The sequence below is a fragment of the Pseudoalteromonas sp. 2CM41L genome, from assembly GCF_023161905.1.
GTDB classification, from domain to species: Bacteria; Pseudomonadota; Gammaproteobacteria; order Enterobacterales; family Alteromonadaceae; genus Pseudoalteromonas; species Pseudoalteromonas atlantica.
In genome coordinates, this window is the sequence record NZ_JALNTN010000007.1 from 37759 (window position 1) to 57903 (window position 20145).

A 20145-nucleotide genomic window follows, 5' to 3' on the forward strand; every position below is an offset into this window, starting at 1 on the left:
AGTTAAAACCTTAACTATCTAATAAATGAGATAAAGCCGGATCAACGACTATACGATTTTCCATGGCTGTACGCCCTAATAACATTCTAAACTTCATGGTTGCTCTACTCGTTAAAGTAACTTCTATTGGCCAGCTGTGCTGCCCTGCATGCAACCTTGTTTCTATAAAATAGCGTAACTCTTTTTGCCCACTAGAGCTGGTTACGGCCTTAATTTTTTTAACCTTTGCTTTGCAAGTAATGCGTGTTTGCTCATCGTCTTGCAAAGGCTGGGCTATAAATTTCACCCACTTTTCACCGTCTTCTTCGTACTCTTCAATGTTAATTGCATGAATACATGAAGTGCGGGCGCCAGTATCAACTTTTGCTTTAATCTTCTCGATGCCAAGCTCGGGTAAACTTAACCACTCACGCCAACCAACTGTTAACTTTGCTGTCATAAATGTGCCCTTAATAAAAAAGTGACTTATACGCTACGGCGCAAAAAACACCAGCGAAATAAATTTATCTAGTCGATGAGTAAATTAAATTGATCTTTTATAGGAACTAATCACACAATGCGCGCCTTGCTGTTTAGTGCCTTATTTAGCAATTAAAGCCTGCATATAGGTTTTACCTTAACGCTAACTTATTAAAAGTTAAGGTAAGTTTGTAAAGCACTATGCAGATACACTATAGTTAACTGTATTAAAAATACACTATTATATGAGTTTAAAATATGATTAATGGTTTACTGCATGCACTGGTGCTTGATGAAAAAGGCGGCGCGCACGCCATAGAAAACACCCGCGATTTAAATAACTGGCACCCTAGCCAAGGTAAACTGTGGATACATATGGACTACAGCCAAAGCGAGGCAGTAACGTGGCTTAAAAGCCAGGCTCACCTTACCGACTTTGAGCTTGATTCGCTTATTGCTGATGAAACTCGCCCTCGCTTAACACCTAGCACCAATGGCCATATGCTGTTTTTGCGTGGTGTAAATTTAAACCCAGCGCAAAGCCCTGAGGACATGGTGTCAATTCGTTTATTTATTAGCGAATCTGTGGTTATCACAACGCGCAAACGTCGCTTACTTTCGATTCAAGATATATTAGCAGAGCTTAATGCTGGCCACGGCCCATGCTCAATATCAGAGTTGGTCGGCTCTATTACGCAAAAACTGACATCACGCATGCAAAGTGTCATTGATACGCTTGATGAAACCCTTGATGAATTTGAAGAAGAAATAGACGAGCCAAGTAAAAAGTTTGATAACCAAGGTTTATCTCAACTGCGCCGTCAAACTATTGCCTTAAAGCGTTACTTAAAACCGCAAAAGGAAGCGTTAAGTTTAATGGTAAATAACCATTACCCCTGGCTTTTAGATGAAGATAAAGCAAAGCTAAACGAAACCACTAACTTACTTATTCGTTATTTAGAAGAGCTAGATAGCGCCATAGAGCGTGCGCAAATTATTCAGCAAACCATTACTAACCAGGTGTCTGAGCAATTAAATCAACGCATGTATGTAATGTCGGTTGTGGCTGCGCTTTTTTTACCACTGGGCTTTTTAACGGGCCTTTTAGGGGTAAATGTAGGTGGCATACCTGGCACCGAAAACCCTTATGCATTTAGTGCATTTGTGATTTTTTTAATTGTGCTTACTGGCGGTATTGGTGTGTACTTTAAAAATAAAAAATGGTTATAAAATAAAGTTTTTTTATTATGGCCGCTCAATTGAGTGGCCATAATAAGTCACTAATTAATTAGTTTCGCGCGTATAACTCACATTGGTCATCGTCACTTTTGACTCTGTAATGCCTAAATCCTCAAAACAGTTTTTAAACGAGTTAGAGTTTCCGGCCTCACCACATTTATCTAATGTGTATGGGTCTTGCGATTGCAGGTAGTTACCAAACTTAAAGTATGACTGCGAATCATCCTCTACTGGTATACCGAACGAGTTACCGAATGCCGTAACCTCTACATCGCCGTAGTTATTAACTACCCGCAAGTTAAATGTCTCACCGCTGGTCATTGTACCCAAAGCAAATTTTTCTTCATTACCGCTGGTATTACGTAAACGTACGTACACATCAAAAATTCCGTTGTTCGCTACGCTATCATTAAAGCCCGATTCATCAGTATCCGACACATACACTTTAGATATAGTGCCGGTATCGCTAGCATGGTGCTGCGATATAATTGTTTTTCCGCCATCAGACATCTCAACTTTTACCGTAGCTTCGAACACCTCATAGGTTTGAGTCATAGCAACGCGTAAACTTTCTTTAACCTTATACTCATGACGCCAGCCATTACCATTAGGCGTAATATGTTGTGCCTCTAACGGCACAAACACTAAGGTGCTATCGTCAACGAGAGGATTTGGGTTATCACCTTCTAAATCAAAAATGCTACCACTGGTTATGCTGCTAGGAATTGTTGAACCATTTGAGTTATCGCTGCCGCCATCTGAGCCACCATCATTACTTCCGCTGCCCTCAACCAAGGCAAAATTATCAAACCTTACATCGCTGGTGTTGTTGTAATGTTTAGCAAAAACCTGAAGTGAATTGGTGTTTGCTGAGGTAAATGTTTTTGTTACTTTAGTCCACGAAGAAACATTAAAGGTTTGGTTTTTAAATAAACCATTTAAATCGTTTACACCAATTTGCCCTTTACCCAGCACATAAGCACTTAGGGTGTATTCAGTGTTAGGCTGTATATCTACCACTTGATAAACCCGTGCTGGACTGCCCTGAATTTTTAACGATTTTGAGCCACTGTAAGCATCTGAAGAAATAGCGGCTGGGTCGGTTTCGTTCCAGTTACTAAAGCCACTTTCAAAGCCTGCATTATTGATTGTTGCAGCATGAGATAGCGCTGAACTTGTCGCAATTGCGCTGTAAAAAAACAGTTTTTTATGGTTAATCATTATCTTTATTCCTTTAAACCTGAATATAAAAATAACCTAACTACCTAGTTTTGTGTCAGTCACTAAAACTTAGATCACCCTGTGTAAACAGGTTTCTATTTTTGTGTATGAATAGATTTGGCAAGAACACTCGGGTTACAGAAATCAATCTAAAACCCTTAAATTGGCCTTACCAATATTAATGCCATATGGCGAGCTAAAGGCTATATTCTTTGTTACCAATATGTCAACAGAGGATGTAATAGCAAATAAGTATTAGTTTTATTAAATATTGCATTTACAACTTGTAAATAGTTATAACTATTCAACAGGTTATATATTAGGGACAGGTTAGCAATAAATAAAAATATTTTTTCAATTTAATGAATAAGTAGTACGTCGAAATAAACCCTATTACCAATAGGAATATGAACAAGCTTAACTTTTAATGAATAAATTAAGGAGAATTAAGTTTTTTATATGAAAGATAATAATTGGTTATAACAAAAATAAAATTGGTAACACGAAAAGTATTAAATTTTTGCCGTTAAATAAGGCCAAATAAAGGGGGTATTAATGCGCCATTACACTAAAAATGAATTAATATCTGAAAATAGGCTGCGGTTTAAAGAGTCATGTTTACTCTGTGCACAAAAAAAGCGAGCATATATAAATGCTCGCCTTTATCAACTAGCTAACGCCTTACTCTTGAAAGTAAGTGCCCCAACCGTCGTATTCAACGTCACACTCAATAGCTAGCGCTGCAAGTTTATCAACGTCTTCCATTATAACTTCAACGTCTAGCTCAGCTTCGACTACAATATCAAAGCTCCAAATTTTGCTGCCATCTTCTAGCTCAAGCTCTGCCGGTTCTTCAACATCGTAGCCTAATTTAAAGGCAGCCAGTGCCGCTTGCTCTAATTTGCTAAAATCTTCGCATACAAAATGATGCTCAACTTCATAAAGTATTTCAGGATCAGAGCCATCTTCAAGTAGTGAACTTACGATGTCTTCACTTATTTCACGCCAGTTTTCCATTATTTATCTCTCGCTTGAGCATCTAATTCAGTTATTTTAGCAGCCATAAGACTATGCACTTGGGTGGCCTGTTCACGGGCACCCACTTTTTTATCAAGTGATATAGGCGCTAACATTTCAATGTAAATTGTACCATTATCCCAGCGGTTTAGCTTAATAGTTTTATCAGTTGTGCTCATACATACCGGTACTATGGGTACATCTGCGCTTAAAGCGGTGTGAAATGCGCCGGTTTTAAATGGCAGTAAACCTCGGCCATAGCTTCTTGTGCCTTCGGGAAATACCCAAATAGATAGGCCTTTTTGTTTAATTTTTTCAGCGGCTTTTGAAATTGTACCTGCCGCTTTTGAGCGATTAGCTCTATCAATCAATATGTTGCCCGACAACCAGTAAAGTTGTCCAAAAAATGGGATCCACTTTAAGCTTTTTTTGCCTAAGCTAACGCAGTTTTTAGGCACCATAGCCGATACAGTAAATAAATCGTAATTGTTTTGATGGTTTGATAGGTAAACCGCAGGGCCAATATTGAGCGCATCAGGGTGGCGTTTAAGGACAAGTTTAACCCCTAACATTTTAGCCATTGAGCCAAACCAGCCGGCTATCACATGCACATTATTAGGGTGAAACGGTCTCACAATCGACAATAACAACCCAAACACGCAGCTGAAAAATATAAACAGCACCATAATTAAAACACGTATAACAGCTAACAAACTTCTCTCCAAAATGTGTGTGCAATGCGCTATAAGCCACGCATATTTCACTATTATAACGTGATTTTATGACGATCACGAGACAATAGCGAACAGCTGTAAGCTGAAAAATACATGATAAACAAAAACGGCCTGCAAAAGCAGGCCGTTAGAGGTATATATTACGGGTTTATTCTTCGGCTAATGTGTCATCACTTTGCTCATCTGCCGGCGTAAACTCCACCACTGCTTCATCAACACGCTGTAAGCCTCGCGGTAACTTATTACCTCTACGCCCGCGCTCACCATGATAATGCTCCAAGTCGCTCGGTTTAAGCGTTAGCTTTCGTTTACCAGCATGAAGGGTAACGCTACTGCCTTGTGGTACCACCGCCAGCACTTTGACAAACTCTTCACGTGCTTGCACTTTAGCCCCTGGTATAGAGATAATTTTATTGCCTTTACCTTTACCTAGTTTTGGTAAGTCGCGCAGTGGGAACAACAGCATGCGTCCTTCGTTCGAAATGGCCATGCAGTAATCGGTTGCTACATCGTTTACTCTGATTGGTGAGAGTAAAATTCCGCCCTTAGGCACGCTCACTAAGGCTTTACCGTTTTTATTTTTACTTACTAAATCTTTAAAGTCAGTAATAAAACCATAACCCGCGTCAGAGGCCATAAGTAGCACCTGATTGTCTTCACCCATTACCACGTGCTCAAAATTAGCTCCAGTGGTGAGGTTAAAGCGCCCAGTCATTGGCTCGCCCTGGCTACGTGCCGATGGCAAGCTGTGTGCATCGGTTGCAAATGCACGCCCTGCTGAGTCTAAAAATACCGCAGGCTGATTACTCTTACCCTTAGCGGAGGCTTTGTATTCATCGCCAGCACGGTAATTAAGCCCTTCTACGTCAATGTCATGGCCTTTACCAACACGTGCCCAGCCTTTATCAGAAAGCACGACTGTTACCGACTCTGAAGGAATTAAATCTTTTTCACTCAGTGCTTTAGCTTCTACGCGCTCAATAACAGGTGAGCGGCGATCATCGCCATACATGTCGGCCGCTTCTTGAATTTCTTTTTTAAGAAGCGTTGACATACGACGGTCTGAGCCAAGCGTTTGCTCTAACTTGTCACGTTCTTTGGCCAGCTCATCTTGCTCGCCACGTATTTTAAATTCTTCTAGTTTTGCTAAATGACGAAGTTTTAATTCTAAAATGGCTTCGGCTTGAGTATCGGTTAAATCAAAGCGCTCCATCAACACAGGTTTTGGTTTATCTTCTGTGCGAATAATTTCAATCACTTCATCAATATTTAAAAAGGCAGCAAGTAAACCTTCTAAAATATGCAATCGTGCCAGTACTTTATCTAAACGGTGCTGTAAGCGCCTACGTACTGTTTCGCGTCTAAACGTTAGCCACTCAGATAAAATACTGCGTAGGTCTTTTACTTGCGGGCGGCCGTCAAGGCCTAGCATGTTTAAGTTTACACGGTAGTTTTTTTCAAGGTCGGTGGTGGCAAATAAGTGCGCCATTAACGGCTCAGCTTTAATGCGGTTTGAACGCGGTACAATCACAATACGGGTTGGATTTTCGTGATCAGACTCATCTCGTAAATCAGCGACCATTGGCAGCTTTTTAGCATTCATTTGCGCTGCTATTTGCTCAAGCACTTTAGCCCCTGAACACTGATGCGGTAGCGCAGTAATAACAATATCGCCATGCTCTTCAGTATACACCGCACGCATTTTAATTGAGCCTCGGCCGGTTTTGTATATTTTATGAATATCGGCTTTTGGGGTAATTATTTCAGCGTCGGTTGGATAATCAGGTGCGTTTACAAGCTCAAGTAACTCATCAAGCTCGGTTTTAGGCTTATCAAGTAATAAACAACAGGCACTGGCTACTTCACGCACATTATGTGGTGGAATATCGGTTGCCATACCTACTGCAATACCCGTTACGCCATTTAATAAAATATGCGGTAAGCGCGCCGGTAACACTAATGGCTCGTCCATGGTGCCGTCAAAGTTTGGCGTCCAATCAACGGTGCCTTGGCCTAGCTCTTTAAGTAATACCTCAGAGAACTTTGATAAGCGTGCTTCGGTATAACGCATTGCCGCAAACGATTTAGGGTCATCTGCTGCCCCCCAGTTACCTTGCCCATCGACTAATGGGTAACGGTAAGAAAACGGCTGTGCCATTAATACCATAGCCTCGTAACAGGCACTGTCGCCATGCGGGTGGTATTTACCTAATACATCACCTACCGTACGAGCCGATTTTTTATATTTAGCAGCGGCCGATAAACCCAGCTCGCTCATAGCATAAATAATACGACGTTGAACCGGTTTTAAACCATCACCAACATGCGGTAATGCACGGTCCATAATTACGTACATAGAGTAATTTAAGTAGGCGTCTTCGGTAAAACGCCCCATTGTTTGTTGTTCAATTCCTTGCATTAGCAAGGTATCTGTATCACTCATTAAAGCTTACCTAGTTTTTCTTATAGCTTACGCGGTAGATCACGTTTGCGTAATCGTCGCTTATTAGCAGACTGCCGTCATTTAATTGTGCAAATGCAACTGGGCGTCCAAAGGTTGTTTCGTTATGCATAAAGCCGGTAATAAATGGCGTGTATTTAGTAATACGCCCTTGCTCTACATTGGCTACAGCCACTTTATAACCTGATTTTTTAGTACGATTCCACGAGCCATGTTCAGCAACAAATAGCTGCTCTTTGTAAGAGCCCGGGAACTGTTTACCGGTATAAAAATGAATGCCAAGTGGCGCAACGTGAGCTCCTAGCGCAAGCGCTGGCGGGCTGTAGTCACTAATGTTTTTACCTTTACCAAACTCAGGATCTGCAATGGCACCGGCGTGAACGTAAGGAAAACCAAAGTGCTCGTTTTCTTTACTTACGCGGTTAATTTCATCAGGTGGAATATCATCACCCATCATGTCGCGGCCGTTATCGCTAAACCATAATGCTTGCGTGCTTGGATGAAAGTCAAACCCCACTGAGTTGCGTACCCCTTGGGCTATTGTTTTAATTTGTTTGGTTTCTACATCAAGTGCAAAAATACGCCCGTAACGCTCATCTTCGGCGCATATATTACACGGAACACCAACCGGAATAATAAGCTCGCCAGTGGGTGCAAAGCGTAAAAACTTCCACCCGTGGTGACGATCCGATGGCAACGCGTTGTAAACCACGTCAAATTTAGGGTCTTTTAACTGCGTGTCTACGTTTTTAAAGCGAATAATACGGTGTACTTCACCTACGTATAAGTCGCCATCTTTAATTGCTAAACCAGAGGGCATGTTTAGCCCCTCAGCAATCACCATTTTTTTATCTGCTACACCATCACTGTTATGATCGATTAACGCATACACATTTCCTGCTTTGCGCGAACCTGCGTAAACAATGCCTTTTTTTGATACTGCTATTTGGCGTGCATTTTCAACATCATCAGCAAATAAGCTTACCTCAAACCCAGGTGCTACGGTGAGTTTGTCTAGTATGTCTTTTGCCATTGCTGGGGCTGTTGTTAAGCCAAGCAATAATAAACTTCCTAGTATTTTATTCATTTGCCTCTCCAAGTGTTAAACACAAGCTTATTATACCTGTGCTTTATTACCGTGATCTTCTAGCCACTGGCGTCTGTCTGACGAGCGTTTTTTAGCAAGTAGCATATCCATCATTTCTAATGTTTGCTCTTCTTCATCTAGCGTAAGTTGCACTAAGCGGCGAGTATTTGGGTCCATTGTCGTTTCGCGCAGCTGCAGCGGGTTCATTTCGCCCAGCCCTTTAAATCGTTGCACGTTTACTTTACCGCGTTTTTTCTCTGCTTCTATGCGGGCCAAAATACCTGTTTTTTCATCTTCATCGAGGGCGTAATACACCTCTTTACCAATGTCGATTCTAAACAGCGGTGGCATAGCTACGTATACATGCCCTGTTTTAACCAGTTGCGGAAAATGACGCACAAACAAAGCACACAATAAGGTGGCAATGTGTAGTCCATCCGAGTCAGCATCGGCCAATATACAAATTTTATTATAACGCAGGCCGGTTAAATCAGTTGAGTCTGGGTCAATACCCAACGCCACCGAAATATCATGCACCTCTTGCGAGGCTAATATTTGCCCTGATTCAACTTCCCACGTATTCAAAATTTTACCGCGCAGTGGCATTATTGCCTGAAACTCACGATCGCGTGCCTGCTTAGCCGAGCCACCTGCTGAGTCACCCTCTACCAAAAATAGTTCTGTACGGTCGTTATCGGCGGCACTACAGTCGGTTAGTTTACCGGGTAACGCGGGGCCTGAGGTAACGCGTTTACGCACCACTTTTTTAGCCGCTCGCAATCGGCGCTGTGCATTTGAAATACACAGTTCTGCAAGCAATTCTGCAGTGTCTGTGTGCTCGTTTAACCATAAGCTAAATGAGTCTTTAACCACACCCGATACAAACGCTGCACATGAGCGAGAAGAAAGCTTTTCTTTAGTTTGGCCGGCAAATTGTGGGTCTTGCATTTTTACCGATAACACGTAGCTACAGCGCTCCCAAATATCATCTGGGGTAAGCTTTACGCCACGCGGTAATAAGTTTCTAAATTCACAAAATTCGCGCATTGCTTCAAGTAAGCCTTGGCGCAAACCATTTACGTGAGTACCACCTTGTGCGGTAGGAATAAGGTTTACATAGCTCTCCGCAATCGACTCGCCGCCTTCAGGTTGCCATACAACAGCCCAATCAGCCCCTTCAATCGAGCTTGAAAACTCGCCTACAAATGGGTCTTTTGGCAGTACTTCAAAGCCTTTAACAGCTTCAATTAAGTAATCCTTTAAGCCTGTTTCGTAAAACCATTCTTGAGTTTCTTTAGTTTGCTTATTAACAAACTTAATGCGCAAGCCTGGGCATAAAACCGCTTTAGCTTTTAATAGGTGGTTTAATTTAGTAATTGAAAAGTTAGCTGAGTCAAAGTAACTCGCATCGGGCCAAAATCGAACGGTTGTACCGGTGTTGCGCTTACCAACAGTGCCAATGACATTTAAGTCTTCAACTTTATCGCCGTTTTCAAAGGCCATTCTAAATTGTTGAGCGTCGCGCCTTACCGTTACTTCAACACGGTGCGATAACGCATTTACAACCGAAATACCTACCCCGTGTAAACCGCCCGAAAACTGATAGTTTTTGTTAGAGAATTTACCACCTGCATGCAGCTTGGTAAAAATCAGCTCCACCCCAGGAATACCTTCCTCAGGGTGAATATCTATAGGCATACCACGGCCATCGTCTATAACTTCAAGAGAGTTATCTTCGTGTAAGATCACATCAATTTTAGTGGCATGGCCCGCCATGGCTTCATCGACACTGTTATCGATAACCTCTTGGCCTAAATGATTTGGACGTACCGTGTCGGTATACATACCAGGGCGGCGTTTTACCGGCTCTAATCCATTGAGAACCTCAATGGCTTCGGCGTTATAATTTTGCTGACTCATAATTTTTATCTTTATATGCGCTTAGGCTAATTTGTTTTAGGTAATTTAAGAAACTCTACAATACTATCTAAGGTGCGTTCAAAACCAACAAAGCTGTGATCGCCACCAAACTCAACTAACTGTTTGCATTGTGAAAAATAATTTACTGCGTGTTGATAATTTAACACTTCATCTCCCGTTTGCTGCAACAAATAGAGCAATTCGGGGGATGTTAATTTAGGCACATACAATGCTTTTAAAGCATCCATGTGGCTGGTATTTAACTCATAATGATAATCTTGGTACGGATTATAATTGTGGCCAATAAGCGGCGCTAATAAGTTAAACGGTGCTACTGCTGGGTTTATTAATGCTGCTCGCAGGTTATAACGCTGCGACAAATAGGTGGCATAAAATCCACCTAGTGAGCTCCCAAGTAACGCGGTATCTGGCGTTAATAAATGCTCAAGCTGTAAAATAGCTTGTAAGGGCTCGTGATTTAAACGCGGTACGCAATAGTCAACGTCATAGTTTGCCATAAGCTCGCCAAAGCGCACAGCTTTATATGATTTTTCAGAACTATTAAAGCCATGAATATAAATTACGCGTTTAACCATACAACATCCGTTTTAACTGTTAAAGCATTGTCCTGTGTAGTTAAATGCAACATTCGATAAGCGGGGCCGTGGTTTTCTTGCTGCCATTGCGGGCAATTTTTTGTAAATTGCACCGAACTGGCGGGCGTTGCATAAATACTCAGCTCTCTAAAAGTTTGCGTATAGTGATTATGCACATGACCGTGCAGCAACGCCGCTACATTAGCGCTATTAACTAACACGTTTAATAATTGCGGGCCGTTTTCAAGCATGTGTTTATCAAGATAGCCATTAATAGCAAGCGGGTTGTGATGACAAAACACTACATGCTGCGATTGCGAACTTGCTAAACAATCAGTGATTTCATTTAAGTGCTCACTAGACACCCACCCTGCAGGTGTAGGGCCTTTTGAGTTTATAAGTAGCAGCTCAAATCCTTGTGCGATAATGCGTTTAGCCGACACTATTTGCCCACCACTGATACGATTAAGCATGGCAATCTCATCATGATTGCCTGGTACCCAGAATACTGGGCAGGTCAAATCAGCGTTATTAATAAGCTCAGCAAATAATAAATAAGATTCAAAACTATGATCTTGTGTTAAATCACCACCAAATATAACCGCATCTAATGACTGCGTGGCCATGTGCGCTAATGCTTGTGCAAAATGTGCGGCGGTGTTTACGTTAAAGTACTCTGCGTTAGGGTCGGCAAATAAATGGCTATCGGTTATATGCGCAACACGCAGCGATGAGCGGTTAAAGTGATAATGCTCATCAAACCAAGCCATTGTTTATATCCCAGTTTAGTACTGCTCGGCCATGCTCTACACAGGCTACTAACCAGTCATATAAAAATGCATTAAGTTGATACTTTTCATCTTTTTGGTGCATTTTAGGATTTGGATAACCATAAGATGGCTTTATCCGTTGATGATAATCGTGGTGAATAATTTCAGCCACTTTTGCATCTTGATAAAGCCTGACTGTTAAATACAAAGGAGAAACGCCTTTAACCATCCCTGTTAGCTGTTTGATAGAAATATCCAGTGTGTACTTAGCACTATCGTCAATGATAATGGCAAATTCACTATGACCTAATTTAACTTTACGCACACTATTAGCGCTGCGCTCTTTAGGTAATAGTTTTGAAAGACGTACGTAATTATGCTCGCAAAGCGTCATGTACTTTGGGAGGCTCTGAATATATCTTTGGGTTGCTAAAAGTGCTGTCAAAGTACCGCCGTATTAAAAAGTTAAAATTATGTCCACTTACTGCTTATTTTTTCACGATTTAACGCCAACCACTGTAAACAGATTACCGTTGCCGCGTTATCTATTTCACCGTTATTGAGGCGCGAAAGCGCATCATCAAGGCTTAAAATATGGGTTTTGATGTCTTCACCTTCGCTTTCAAGGCCATATACACCACTTTGTACTTGGCTTAAATCTGCCCGCGCTAGGTATAAATGTAAGCGCTCAGTGGTACCGCCCGGACTTGAAAGGTAAGAGAGCATAAATTCAAGATCAGTAAGCTCAAGTCCAGCCTCTTCATAGGCTTCTTTTTTTACCACCCCTTCGTAATCGGTACTGCCATCGGTCATACCGGCAATACATTCTAGCAGCCAGGGCGAGTGTTTGCTGTTAATAGCGCCAATACGTATTTGCTCTATTAATAGTACACTTTGCGTAGTTACATCATAAGGTAGAACAGCAATGGCATCGCCCCGCTCTAGTATTTCGCGCTTTATAATTTGCGATGTACCACCATTAAACAGGCTATGCTCAAACTCATACATATCCACCTTAAAAAAGCCATTATACAGACTTTTAACTGCTTTTAAGCTCACATCTTTATGTGTAAATTGAACCAAGCTTTTATCTGCCATATTATACATCCCGCTTATTTAAACGATTAAAGTTTGTTAATATATTCTGTTACATTTGAACATACAGTTTTACTAATTTCTTTTTTAGTTATTAAGCAAAACACGTTACCATGCTTTTAGTACAAAATTTGTCTAAGGACTGAACCTAACATGAAAAAGAACATCCTTGCAGCGCTCGTTAGTTTGTCGTGCGCATTAGGCACAACCACAGCAAGTGCTGAAGATTTAATGCAAGTTTTTGAAATTGCTACTGCTAACGATCCCACTGTTTTAAAAGCAAAAGCCCAAGCAGATGCGCAATCTTACGAAAGCGATTTAGCAATGAGTGCATTACTGCCGCAAATTGGCGTAAGCATGGGCTATGAAAAAAGCGATTCTACCTCTTTTCAGAGCGTTGGTGATTTAGCTGACCAAGTTAAAATAAACAGCGATACCGACCAATTCACGCGTGGTGTTAGTTTAAGCCAAACCTTATTCGACTTAGGCGCATGGAATACACTTGATATTGCCGAAAAACAAGCGCTGCAAGCCAATGCGCAATACGATAACGCAAAACAAAACTTAATTGTGCGCGTTGCTGAAGGCTATTTTAACGTATTAAGCGCCATTGATAACCTTGAATTTGTGCAAGCCGAAAAGCGTGCCATTGAACGCCAGTTAGAGCAAACAAAACAGCGCTACGCAGTTGGCCTTACAGCGATTACAGATGTTCACGAAGCGCAAGCACAATACGATAACTCAGTAGCACAAGAAATTATTGCTAGTAATGCCGTTGAAACCGCACGCGAGCAACTGCGTGAAATAACCGGTAAATACCACGCAAAACTCGATTTTTTAAACACCGAAACATTTTCAACAGTAAAACCGGTTAAAAAATCGACTGACTTTGTAAAAGTAGCTGAGAACAATAATATCAGCTTACAAGTGGCTAAAGTCACGGTTGATATTGCTAAGGATCAGATCACGCTTGCTAAAGCTGGCCACTACCCAAAGCTAACACTTGATGCCAGCTACGGTGATTCTTTAACTGACCAAAATATAAATGGTTTAAGCTTTAACGACCAACCACGTGCCGACTCAACATCGGTTGCCGTTAATTTAAGTGTTCCTCTTTACACTGGCGGCGCAACCGTAGCTGCAACTAAACAAGCCCGTGCGTTTTATGTTTCAGCCAGCCAAGATTACGAAACAAATTACCGCGCCGTAACGCGTACCGTTATTACCTCATACAACCAGGTTGTATCAGACATCGCGACTTACAAAGCTCTAGAGCAAGCTGTGGTATCAGCGCAAAGTGCGCTTAAAGCAACAGAAGCTGGCTTTGAAGTAGGCACGCGTACTATTGTTGATGTGCTTGTAAGCACGCAAAACCTGTATGATGCAAAACGTAACCTAGCTGATGTACGCTATCGTTACGTGTTATCTACGCTTCGCTTAAAGCAAGCTGCAGGTACACTAACAAGTGCCGATTTACTGGGTATTAACCAAGGCTTAAAAAAAGCCTAATAAGTTAAAAAGTAACGTTTAAAGCCAGCCATTGCTGGCTTTTTGTATTTTATAACACTAAGCGTTAAACTAGCGTTTTTATTTTAGAGAGTATTTTGTGGTCACCTCATCTCCTTTTAAAGCCTCGTTTTTAGGCCCTCGTTATTGGCTAACGTGGATTGGCGTTTTCTTTTTGTATTTGATTTCGTGGTTGCCACAAAAAATTCAGCTTAGCTTAGGTAAGTTATTGGGGCGCTTAGTACACAAATTTATGAAACGTCGTCGCCATATTGCCGAGGTTAATATAAAGCTGTGTTTTCCTGATATGAGCGAAGCCGAGCAACAACAGCTTGTGCTAAAAAACATGGAAAATACCGGTATTGCCATGGTGGAAACTGGCATGGCCTGGTGGTGGCCGCAGTGGCGCGTTAAAAAAGCGTATGGCTCTATCAAAGGATTAGAGCACTTTGAGCGCGTGCAGGCTCAGGGTAAAGGCGTATTGCTATTGGTGCCGCATATTTTGCATTTAGAAATGGCGAGTCGTGTTATGGGCACCAAATGCCAAGGGCTTGGGTTTTACCGCCCACACAACAATGCACTCATGGAATACTTTACAACCAATGGCCGCCTTCGTTCTAACGAGTATTTAATTGGACGAAAAGACGTAAAAGGCTTGTTAAAGTCACTAAAAAATAAAAAGGTGTGTTATTACCTACCCGACCAAGACTACGGCCGTAACCGCTGTGAATTTGTGCCTTTTTACGCAGTGCCAGATACAGCCACCACCACAGGCACATTACTTTTTGCAGCAAGTAAACACTGCGAAACCATGAGCCTAATTAGTCGTCGTGATGAGCACGGTAAATACCATTTAGAAATAGTACCTGAGCTTGAGAACTTCCCAAGCGGCGATGATAAAGCAGATGTAACACGTGTAAATCAGCGCGTTGAGCAATCAATTAACGCAGCGCCTGAGCAATACATGTGGCTGCACCGCCGTTTTAAAACACGCCCTGATAAAAATACCCCTTCTTTTTATAAAAAGTAGTGGTATAAATAAATAATGATAATAAATGAGCATGAGTTATGTGGTTTTGGGTTAAGCATTTAATACTAGCAGTTGCATTAATCTTACTAGCTACCTATGTGTTAGTTGGTACGGGTCCATTGTTTGACATAAAAGAGAGTAAAAACGCAGCTGCCGAGGGGCTTTCTCGCTTTTATTCGTCTATCCGTAACCAAGTTAAATCCGATAGGGAGCGCGATAAGTTTGTACTACAACTTAAAAAGCCAGAGCAAACACTTGATCGTGTTTTAGCAGAGCGCGGCAGAGCCGTTGACCCGATGCCTGCTAGCTGGACAGGAACAAGTGCACCAAGACGCTTTGAAAACGGCTCAACGTTAAAAGACGTACTTAACCAATACGCTAAAAGCGAAGGTATTCAATTATATTGGTATTTGAGTAAAGACTACGTTGTAAAAGATCATTTTAGGGTTGATAGCAGTTTTACCTCAGCGCTTTATCAAGTTGGCCGCGCAATTAATGATGACTTTGAATACGAAGTGTATACCTACCTTTGCCACAAACAGCGCGCAGCGGTGATCACTGAGCTGCCCTCTGAATTTGTGCGCAGCAATTGTTTAAAGCTTAATACTTAGCAGCGTAAATAAACCAAACCCATACATAATAAAAACCCAAGCCTGTGCTTGGGTTTTTAATGTTTATGTTTCTAGTTCAAATATTGCATTCCAGCATGCCGTTACACTTTCTATATCGGTTTGATACTCCTTACGCGACACCAAACGACCTTGCTGATTTAGGCTTAAAACGTGGTAACGTGAGCGATAATCAATATACGCCTGGATTAACTGCTGTTTTTGGGTTTTAGTGATACAACCAATCGCGGCAGCATCTGTGAGTATTCTTACATTATCGGAAAACACCGTTAGCTGGCTAAACTGATTTGCGTTTTTGAGCACTAGGTATTGAGTTATAAATTCAATGTCGGTCATGGCGCCCACATCTTGTTTTAAATCAAATTGCTCAGAGTTTCCCTTAGCTAAGTGCGTGCGCATTTTTTCGCGCATTTTAAGCACATCCTGCTTAAGTGTATCTATATCGCGTTGGGCACATAATATCTCTTTACGAATTTGTGCAAAACGCGCTCTTAGCTCATCTTGGCCTAATATAACGCGGGCGCGCACAAGCGCTTGGTGCTCCCAAGTCCATGCTTGCGTTTGCTGATAATGATTAAAGCTCTCTAAGTTAATAGCTAATAAACCAGAGGCGCCTTCAGGGCGCAGGCGTGTATCAAGCTCATACAATATGCCCGAGGCGGTACGGGTATTAAATAAATGCATTAAGCGCTGTGCAAGTTTTAAATAAAACTGTCGTGAGGTAATCGATTTATCGCCATTGGTGCTGCTATTACCGTCATGATTATGCACAAACACAAGGTCTAGGTCGGAGTCGTAGCCTACTTCAAAGCCGCCCGTTTTACCGTACGCAATAACGGCAAAGCCTTTGTGTTCATCATCTGTATTTGGTGGCATGCCAAAGCGCTTAACCGTGTTATACCACGCTATATTAACGGCTTGGTCTACCACAGCCTCGGCAAGAGCCGTTAAGTGATCGCTTACTTTCATAACATCAATCACACCGGTTGCATCGGCAGCCGCAATACGTAATTGATGTGTTTGCTTAAATTGCCTAAGCGCTTCCATTTGTAGCTCTAGGTCGTCGTGTTCTATACGCAAAAAATATTGTCGTATTTCATCTTTATAGGCGCTCAACGGCGTAGGTTTGTAAAGCGCAGCAGGGTCTATTAGTTCATCAAGCAAAATAGGATAACGGGAAATATGCTCCCCTATCCATTTACTATGGCAACATAATAAAACAAGCTGCTTTAGCGCACCTTGGTTTTCGTACAGTAATTCAAGGTAAGCAGTACGCGATACAATTTTATTTAAAATTTGGCATACCAAGGTAAATGTTTCACCACTAGCATTAAAGTCACTGAGCTGTTTGAGCAATAAAGGCATTAGTTTGTCGAGAATATCTCGCCCACGATTACCTATATTTACCTTACTCAAACGTTGTTTAAAATCATGAAGTGGCACTTGCCATTGCTCTTTTATATCGTTTAAAAAGCTAACATCACCATGATCCCAAGCACTTATAAACGCACCTTCGCAGGTATCAAGGGGAACGGTTTCCTCCCCTATCACCAATAAAAATTCATCGTGAATTTTAGCCATAACCTGCTCAATCTCGCTCATGGTATGGTTAAAACTTTCAGACTCGAGTAAGTAATTTAAGCGCTGTTGATTGAGGTCATCATCGGGCAGGGTTTGCGTTTGTTGATCGTCAAACATTTGCAAGTATTGCTCTACTTTACGTAAGTGTAAGTAGTTGCGCTTTAGCTCATTCGCTTCTTGCTCATCCATCGCTTGGTTTAACGTTAACTGCTCTAAGGCGTACAGTAACGATTGGGTTTGTAAGTTTGCTTCTCGCCCACCACGCACCATTTGCAAAGCTTGTACAATAAATTCAACCTCGCGAATGCCACCAGCACCTAGTTTTATATTGTTGGTCAGGCGTTTTCGGCGAACCTCTTGGGCTATCATAAGCTTCATTTTTCTCAGCGATTCGATCACCGAAAAATCAATATATCGACGATAAACAAAGGGCTTTAAAAGCTGTATAAATTCATCCCAATATTGATTGGGTGTGCCAATTAGCCGCCCTTTTAACATGGCGTAACGCTCCCAATCGCGCCCTTGCTCTTGGTAGTAATCTTCTATGGCGTGAAAGCTCATCACTAAAGGCCCACTTTCACCAAATGGGCGCAGGCGCATATCAACCCTAAATACTTGGCCATCACCGGTTACTTGATTAAGTGCATTAATCAGTTTTTGCGCTACTTTGGTGTAAAACACTTGGGCTTCAATACGTTTACGCCCACCTTGGGTCGGTACATTGCGCGGATAAGCAAAAATCAAATCTATATCTGATGAATAATTAAGCTCGTGGCCGCCCAATTTACCCATGCCTAAAACCATTAAAGGCAAAGAGTTACCTTGCTCATCTAATGGCTCCCCTGCTGTTTTTGCCGTTTGCGCATGAGCCCATCTATTTGCGCTATTAATTAGCATATCAGCTAATAGGCTTATGTATTTTATGCTGTCACTGATTGGGTTATCGCAACACAAATCGAGGTACGCTACTTTTAACCAGTATTTTTCTCGGTACTGTCTTAAAATCTTATTGCACTGGTTTTCATCTACCTGCTGCAAGTCAAGGCCGTCGAATGGCGCGGGCACATCTCGGCTAAATTGCTCATCGGGGTTTATTAACCAGTCTTTTAATTGAGGTTGCGACTCTAAACTACGAAAAGCAAAGTCGCTCAAAGCACATAATTTTACAACTTCTTCTTGTATAGGTTGCTGCGGATACAGCTGTGCAAAGCGTGTTGAGCCAAGTTTTTGTAATTGAATAGGAAGTTGCATTTTGTTACTCATCAATCCTCTCTTTTATATATGCGCTAACCATACTAGAATAACTAAAACCAAGAAAGGTTATCTCTACTTAGGATCAGCATGTCATATTTATCATTATCTAACACTAGTTTAGTTGCGATTGCCATTAGTTTTGCGGTTATATGCATTACTATTTTTAGTCTTAGAATTGTCGCTCAAATAAAAGCAAAACAGGCACTTAAAGATGAACTAGCGCAGCATGATAATTTTGCAATGGGGATTAGTTTCGCCTCAGAAATTACCGTGGTTATTGCCACTATGGCATTTTTATTTGATGAAATAAGTATGAGTACGGCACAACATAATCCATTAAAAGTGGTTATTTTAATTGTTCTATTATTTACATTTATAAAAGTCGGGCATTTAATTCATAGAAAATGGATATTACACAGATTTAATGAAGAAGCTGCTATATTAAAGCAAAATGTATGCGCTGCATTGGTTGATTCTGGTATGTTATTAGCCAACTGTATTATTGCACTTGGCTTGTATACCTGGACTCATGCACAAGGGTTTAGTAACTTACTTATTGCTTTTGTTAGCTTTTTTACGCTACAAGGGATGTTTGCGCTAGATAGCAAAATCCGTGAATACCGCTTCGCTAAAGCAAACCAAGGTGCGTCACTGCAAAGTAACTTTAACCTTGAAAACACCTCTATTGGCATTAGATATGCAGGAAAATCAATAGGTTTAGCCCTAGCCGTGTATGCAGGATTATCTAGTGCGGCCTTTCAAAATGGAAAAATGGTCGAAAATATATTTACACTGGTAATGCATTGCGGTGTAATGTGGGTGTTATTATATTGTTTAAGTTTTGTAATAAAAGCAATTTCATTACCCAATATTGATGCCGCTTTAGAGGTCGACCATCAGGACAATATAGGCATAGCATGCATTGAGTTTGCTGTTTTTTGTGCTATAGGCTATTTACTTATTAGCATGTTTTCACTTTAACGCCACGCTATTAAATAAGTCGCCAAGCGCCCCGTATTTAGTTAACTGGCATAACACATTTGCATAAAGCAACGGGGCCCTATGTCATTTGAAGTAACTAACTATTTGTTAATTGATATAGATAACGAATTTAGTCGTACATTTGCCGAGTATTATTTTAAGCACGCGGCACCCAATACACCCAGCACCTTAATAGTTGCAGGCAGTAACACCCGTAAGCTGGTAAAAATGATGTTTGACGAACTCATTAAAGACTATTGCTATTGCGACCTAGAAAACGAAATTAGCGTATCTGAACTGGCCACTTACCTACACGAGCACCACGATATTCAGGGCGTGTTATTTAATAACACCGACTATCTACTTGCCGACGACAAACAACGTTTTATATATAACTCCCTGCATGAAAAACGCTACGTAGTTAGCTTTGACGACAACGGCTATACATTTAATCGTATTACTGACGAAGGCTTTAAAAATCACTTATCGTGCGATACCGATATTGCCGAAACACCTAAAGATTTAATCGCACTTGCCAAGGCACTTAAACAAAAATAAATAATTG

General features: G+C 41.3%; 18 protein-coding genes. 6 read left to right on the forward strand and 12 right to left on the reverse strand.

Annotated elements, in window-relative coordinates; all coding sequences use genetic code 11:
• Nucleotides 1-10: 10 nt before the first annotated feature.
• Entirely contained in the window at nt 11-439 is a 429-nt protein-coding gene (locus MTF64_RS10455; protein WP_248451304.1) for an ATP-dependent zinc protease, read from the reverse strand.
• Between the two features lie 278 nt (nt 440-717).
• On the opposite strand from MTF64_RS10455, the gene MTF64_RS10460 reads away from it, so the two are divergent.
• Nucleotides 718-1689 carry a zinc transporter ZntB gene (locus tag MTF64_RS10460; RefSeq protein WP_029772374.1) on the forward strand — a complete coding sequence of 324 codons (972 nt, stop codon included), beginning with the start codon at nt 718-720 and terminating at the stop codon, nt 1687-1689.
• Between the two features lie 54 nt (nt 1690-1743).
• On the opposite strand, the gene MTF64_RS10465 is transcribed toward MTF64_RS10460, so the two are convergent.
• From MTF64_RS10465 to MTF64_RS10510, 10 genes are all read right to left on the reverse strand, one after another.
• Nucleotides 1744-2919, reverse strand: a complete 1176-nt coding sequence (locus MTF64_RS10465) for a polysaccharide lyase family 7 protein (protein ID WP_004587971.1) — start codon at nt 2917-2919, stop codon at nt 1744-1746.
• Between the two features lie 681 nt (nt 2920-3600).
• The gene (gene rraB, locus MTF64_RS10470; RefSeq protein WP_248451305.1) at nt 3601-3936 is read right to left on the reverse strand and encodes a ribonuclease E inhibitor RraB; all 336 of its coding nucleotides are present in this window, start codon (nt 3934-3936) and stop codon (nt 3601-3603) included.
• Entirely contained in the window at nt 3936-4649 is a 714-nt protein-coding gene (locus MTF64_RS10475; protein ID WP_248451307.1) for a 1-acylglycerol-3-phosphate O-acyltransferase, read from the reverse strand. Before MTF64_RS10475 ends, rraB begins: the two co-directional genes overlap by 1 nt.
• A 169-nt stretch (nt 4650-4818) precedes the next feature.
• Nucleotides 4819-7113: a DNA topoisomerase IV subunit A gene (gene parC / locus MTF64_RS10480; protein WP_248451308.1), complete on the reverse strand. Its 2295-nt coding sequence runs from the start codon at nt 7111-7113 to the stop codon at nt 4819-4821.
• A 10-nt stretch (nt 7114-7123) separates the two neighbouring features.
• Nucleotides 7124-8218, reverse strand: a complete 1095-nt coding sequence (locus tag MTF64_RS10485) for a PQQ-dependent sugar dehydrogenase (protein WP_024031553.1) — start codon at nt 8216-8218, stop codon at nt 7124-7126.
• 30 nt (nt 8219-8248) lie between these two features.
• Entirely contained in the window at nt 8249-10138 is a 1890-nt protein-coding gene (gene parE, locus MTF64_RS10490) for a DNA topoisomerase IV subunit B (protein ID WP_055254871.1), read from the reverse strand.
• A gap of 26 nt (nt 10139-10164) precedes the next feature.
• Nucleotides 10165-10734: a YqiA/YcfP family alpha/beta fold hydrolase gene (locus MTF64_RS10495; RefSeq protein WP_004587965.1), complete on the reverse strand. Its 570-nt coding sequence runs from the start codon at nt 10732-10734 to the stop codon at nt 10165-10167.
• Entirely contained in the window at nt 10719-11504 is a 786-nt protein-coding gene (locus MTF64_RS10500; RefSeq protein WP_055254873.1) for a metallophosphoesterase, read from the reverse strand. The genes MTF64_RS10495 and MTF64_RS10500 overlap by 16 nt, the downstream gene beginning before the upstream one ends.
• Nucleotides 11491-11949, reverse strand: a complete 459-nt coding sequence (locus tag MTF64_RS10505) for a DUF1249 domain-containing protein (RefSeq protein ID WP_024031550.1) — start codon at nt 11947-11949, stop codon at nt 11491-11493. The genes MTF64_RS10500 and MTF64_RS10505 overlap by 14 nt, the downstream gene beginning before the upstream one ends.
• 26 nt (nt 11950-11975) lie before the next feature.
• The gene (locus tag MTF64_RS10510) at nt 11976-12602 is read right to left on the reverse strand and encodes an NUDIX domain-containing protein (protein ID WP_248451309.1); all 627 of its coding nucleotides are present in this window, start codon (nt 12600-12602) and stop codon (nt 11976-11978) included.
• A gap of 150 nt (nt 12603-12752) precedes the next feature.
• Here MTF64_RS10510 and tolC point away from each other — a divergent pair, with 150 nt between their 5' ends.
• From tolC to MTF64_RS10525, 3 genes are all read left to right on the forward strand, one after another.
• Nucleotides 12753-14108, forward strand: coding sequence for an outer membrane channel protein TolC (gene tolC / locus MTF64_RS10515; RefSeq protein WP_029772380.1), 1356 nt, complete (start codon nt 12753-12755; stop codon nt 14106-14108).
• 97 nt (nt 14109-14205) lie between these two features.
• Nucleotides 14206-15135 (forward strand): LpxL/LpxP family Kdo(2)-lipid IV(A) lauroyl/palmitoleoyl acyltransferase, encoded by a 930-nt coding sequence (gene lpxL, locus MTF64_RS10520; protein ID WP_054983765.1) that lies wholly within the window; start codon nt 14206-14208, stop codon nt 15133-15135.
• A 38-nt stretch (nt 15136-15173) separates the two neighbouring features.
• Nucleotides 15174-15746 (forward strand): toxin co-regulated pilus biosynthesis Q family protein, encoded by a 573-nt coding sequence (locus MTF64_RS10525; RefSeq protein WP_024031547.1) that lies wholly within the window; start codon nt 15174-15176, stop codon nt 15744-15746.
• A gap of 63 nt (nt 15747-15809) precedes the next feature.
• Here MTF64_RS10525 and glnE read toward each other — a convergent pair whose 3' ends face one another.
• On the reverse strand, nt 15810-18608 hold the full coding sequence (gene glnE, locus MTF64_RS10530; RefSeq protein ID WP_248451310.1) for a bifunctional [glutamate--ammonia ligase]-adenylyl-L-tyrosine phosphorylase/[glutamate--ammonia-ligase] adenylyltransferase: 2799 nt from the start codon (nt 18606-18608) through the stop codon (nt 15810-15812).
• Nucleotides 18609-18686: 78 nt separating this feature from the next.
• On the opposite strand from glnE, the gene MTF64_RS10535 reads away from it, so the two are divergent.
• Both MTF64_RS10535 and MTF64_RS10540 read left to right on the forward strand, forming a co-directional pair.
• Nucleotides 18687-19580: a hypothetical protein gene (locus MTF64_RS10535; RefSeq protein ID WP_004586847.1), complete on the forward strand. Its 894-nt coding sequence runs from the start codon at nt 18687-18689 to the stop codon at nt 19578-19580.
• 81 nt (nt 19581-19661) lie between these two features.
• Nucleotides 19662-20138, forward strand: coding sequence for a hypothetical protein (locus tag MTF64_RS10540; protein WP_024031544.1), 477 nt, complete (start codon nt 19662-19664; stop codon nt 20136-20138).
• The last annotated feature ends 7 nt before the right edge of the window (nt 20139-20145 follow it).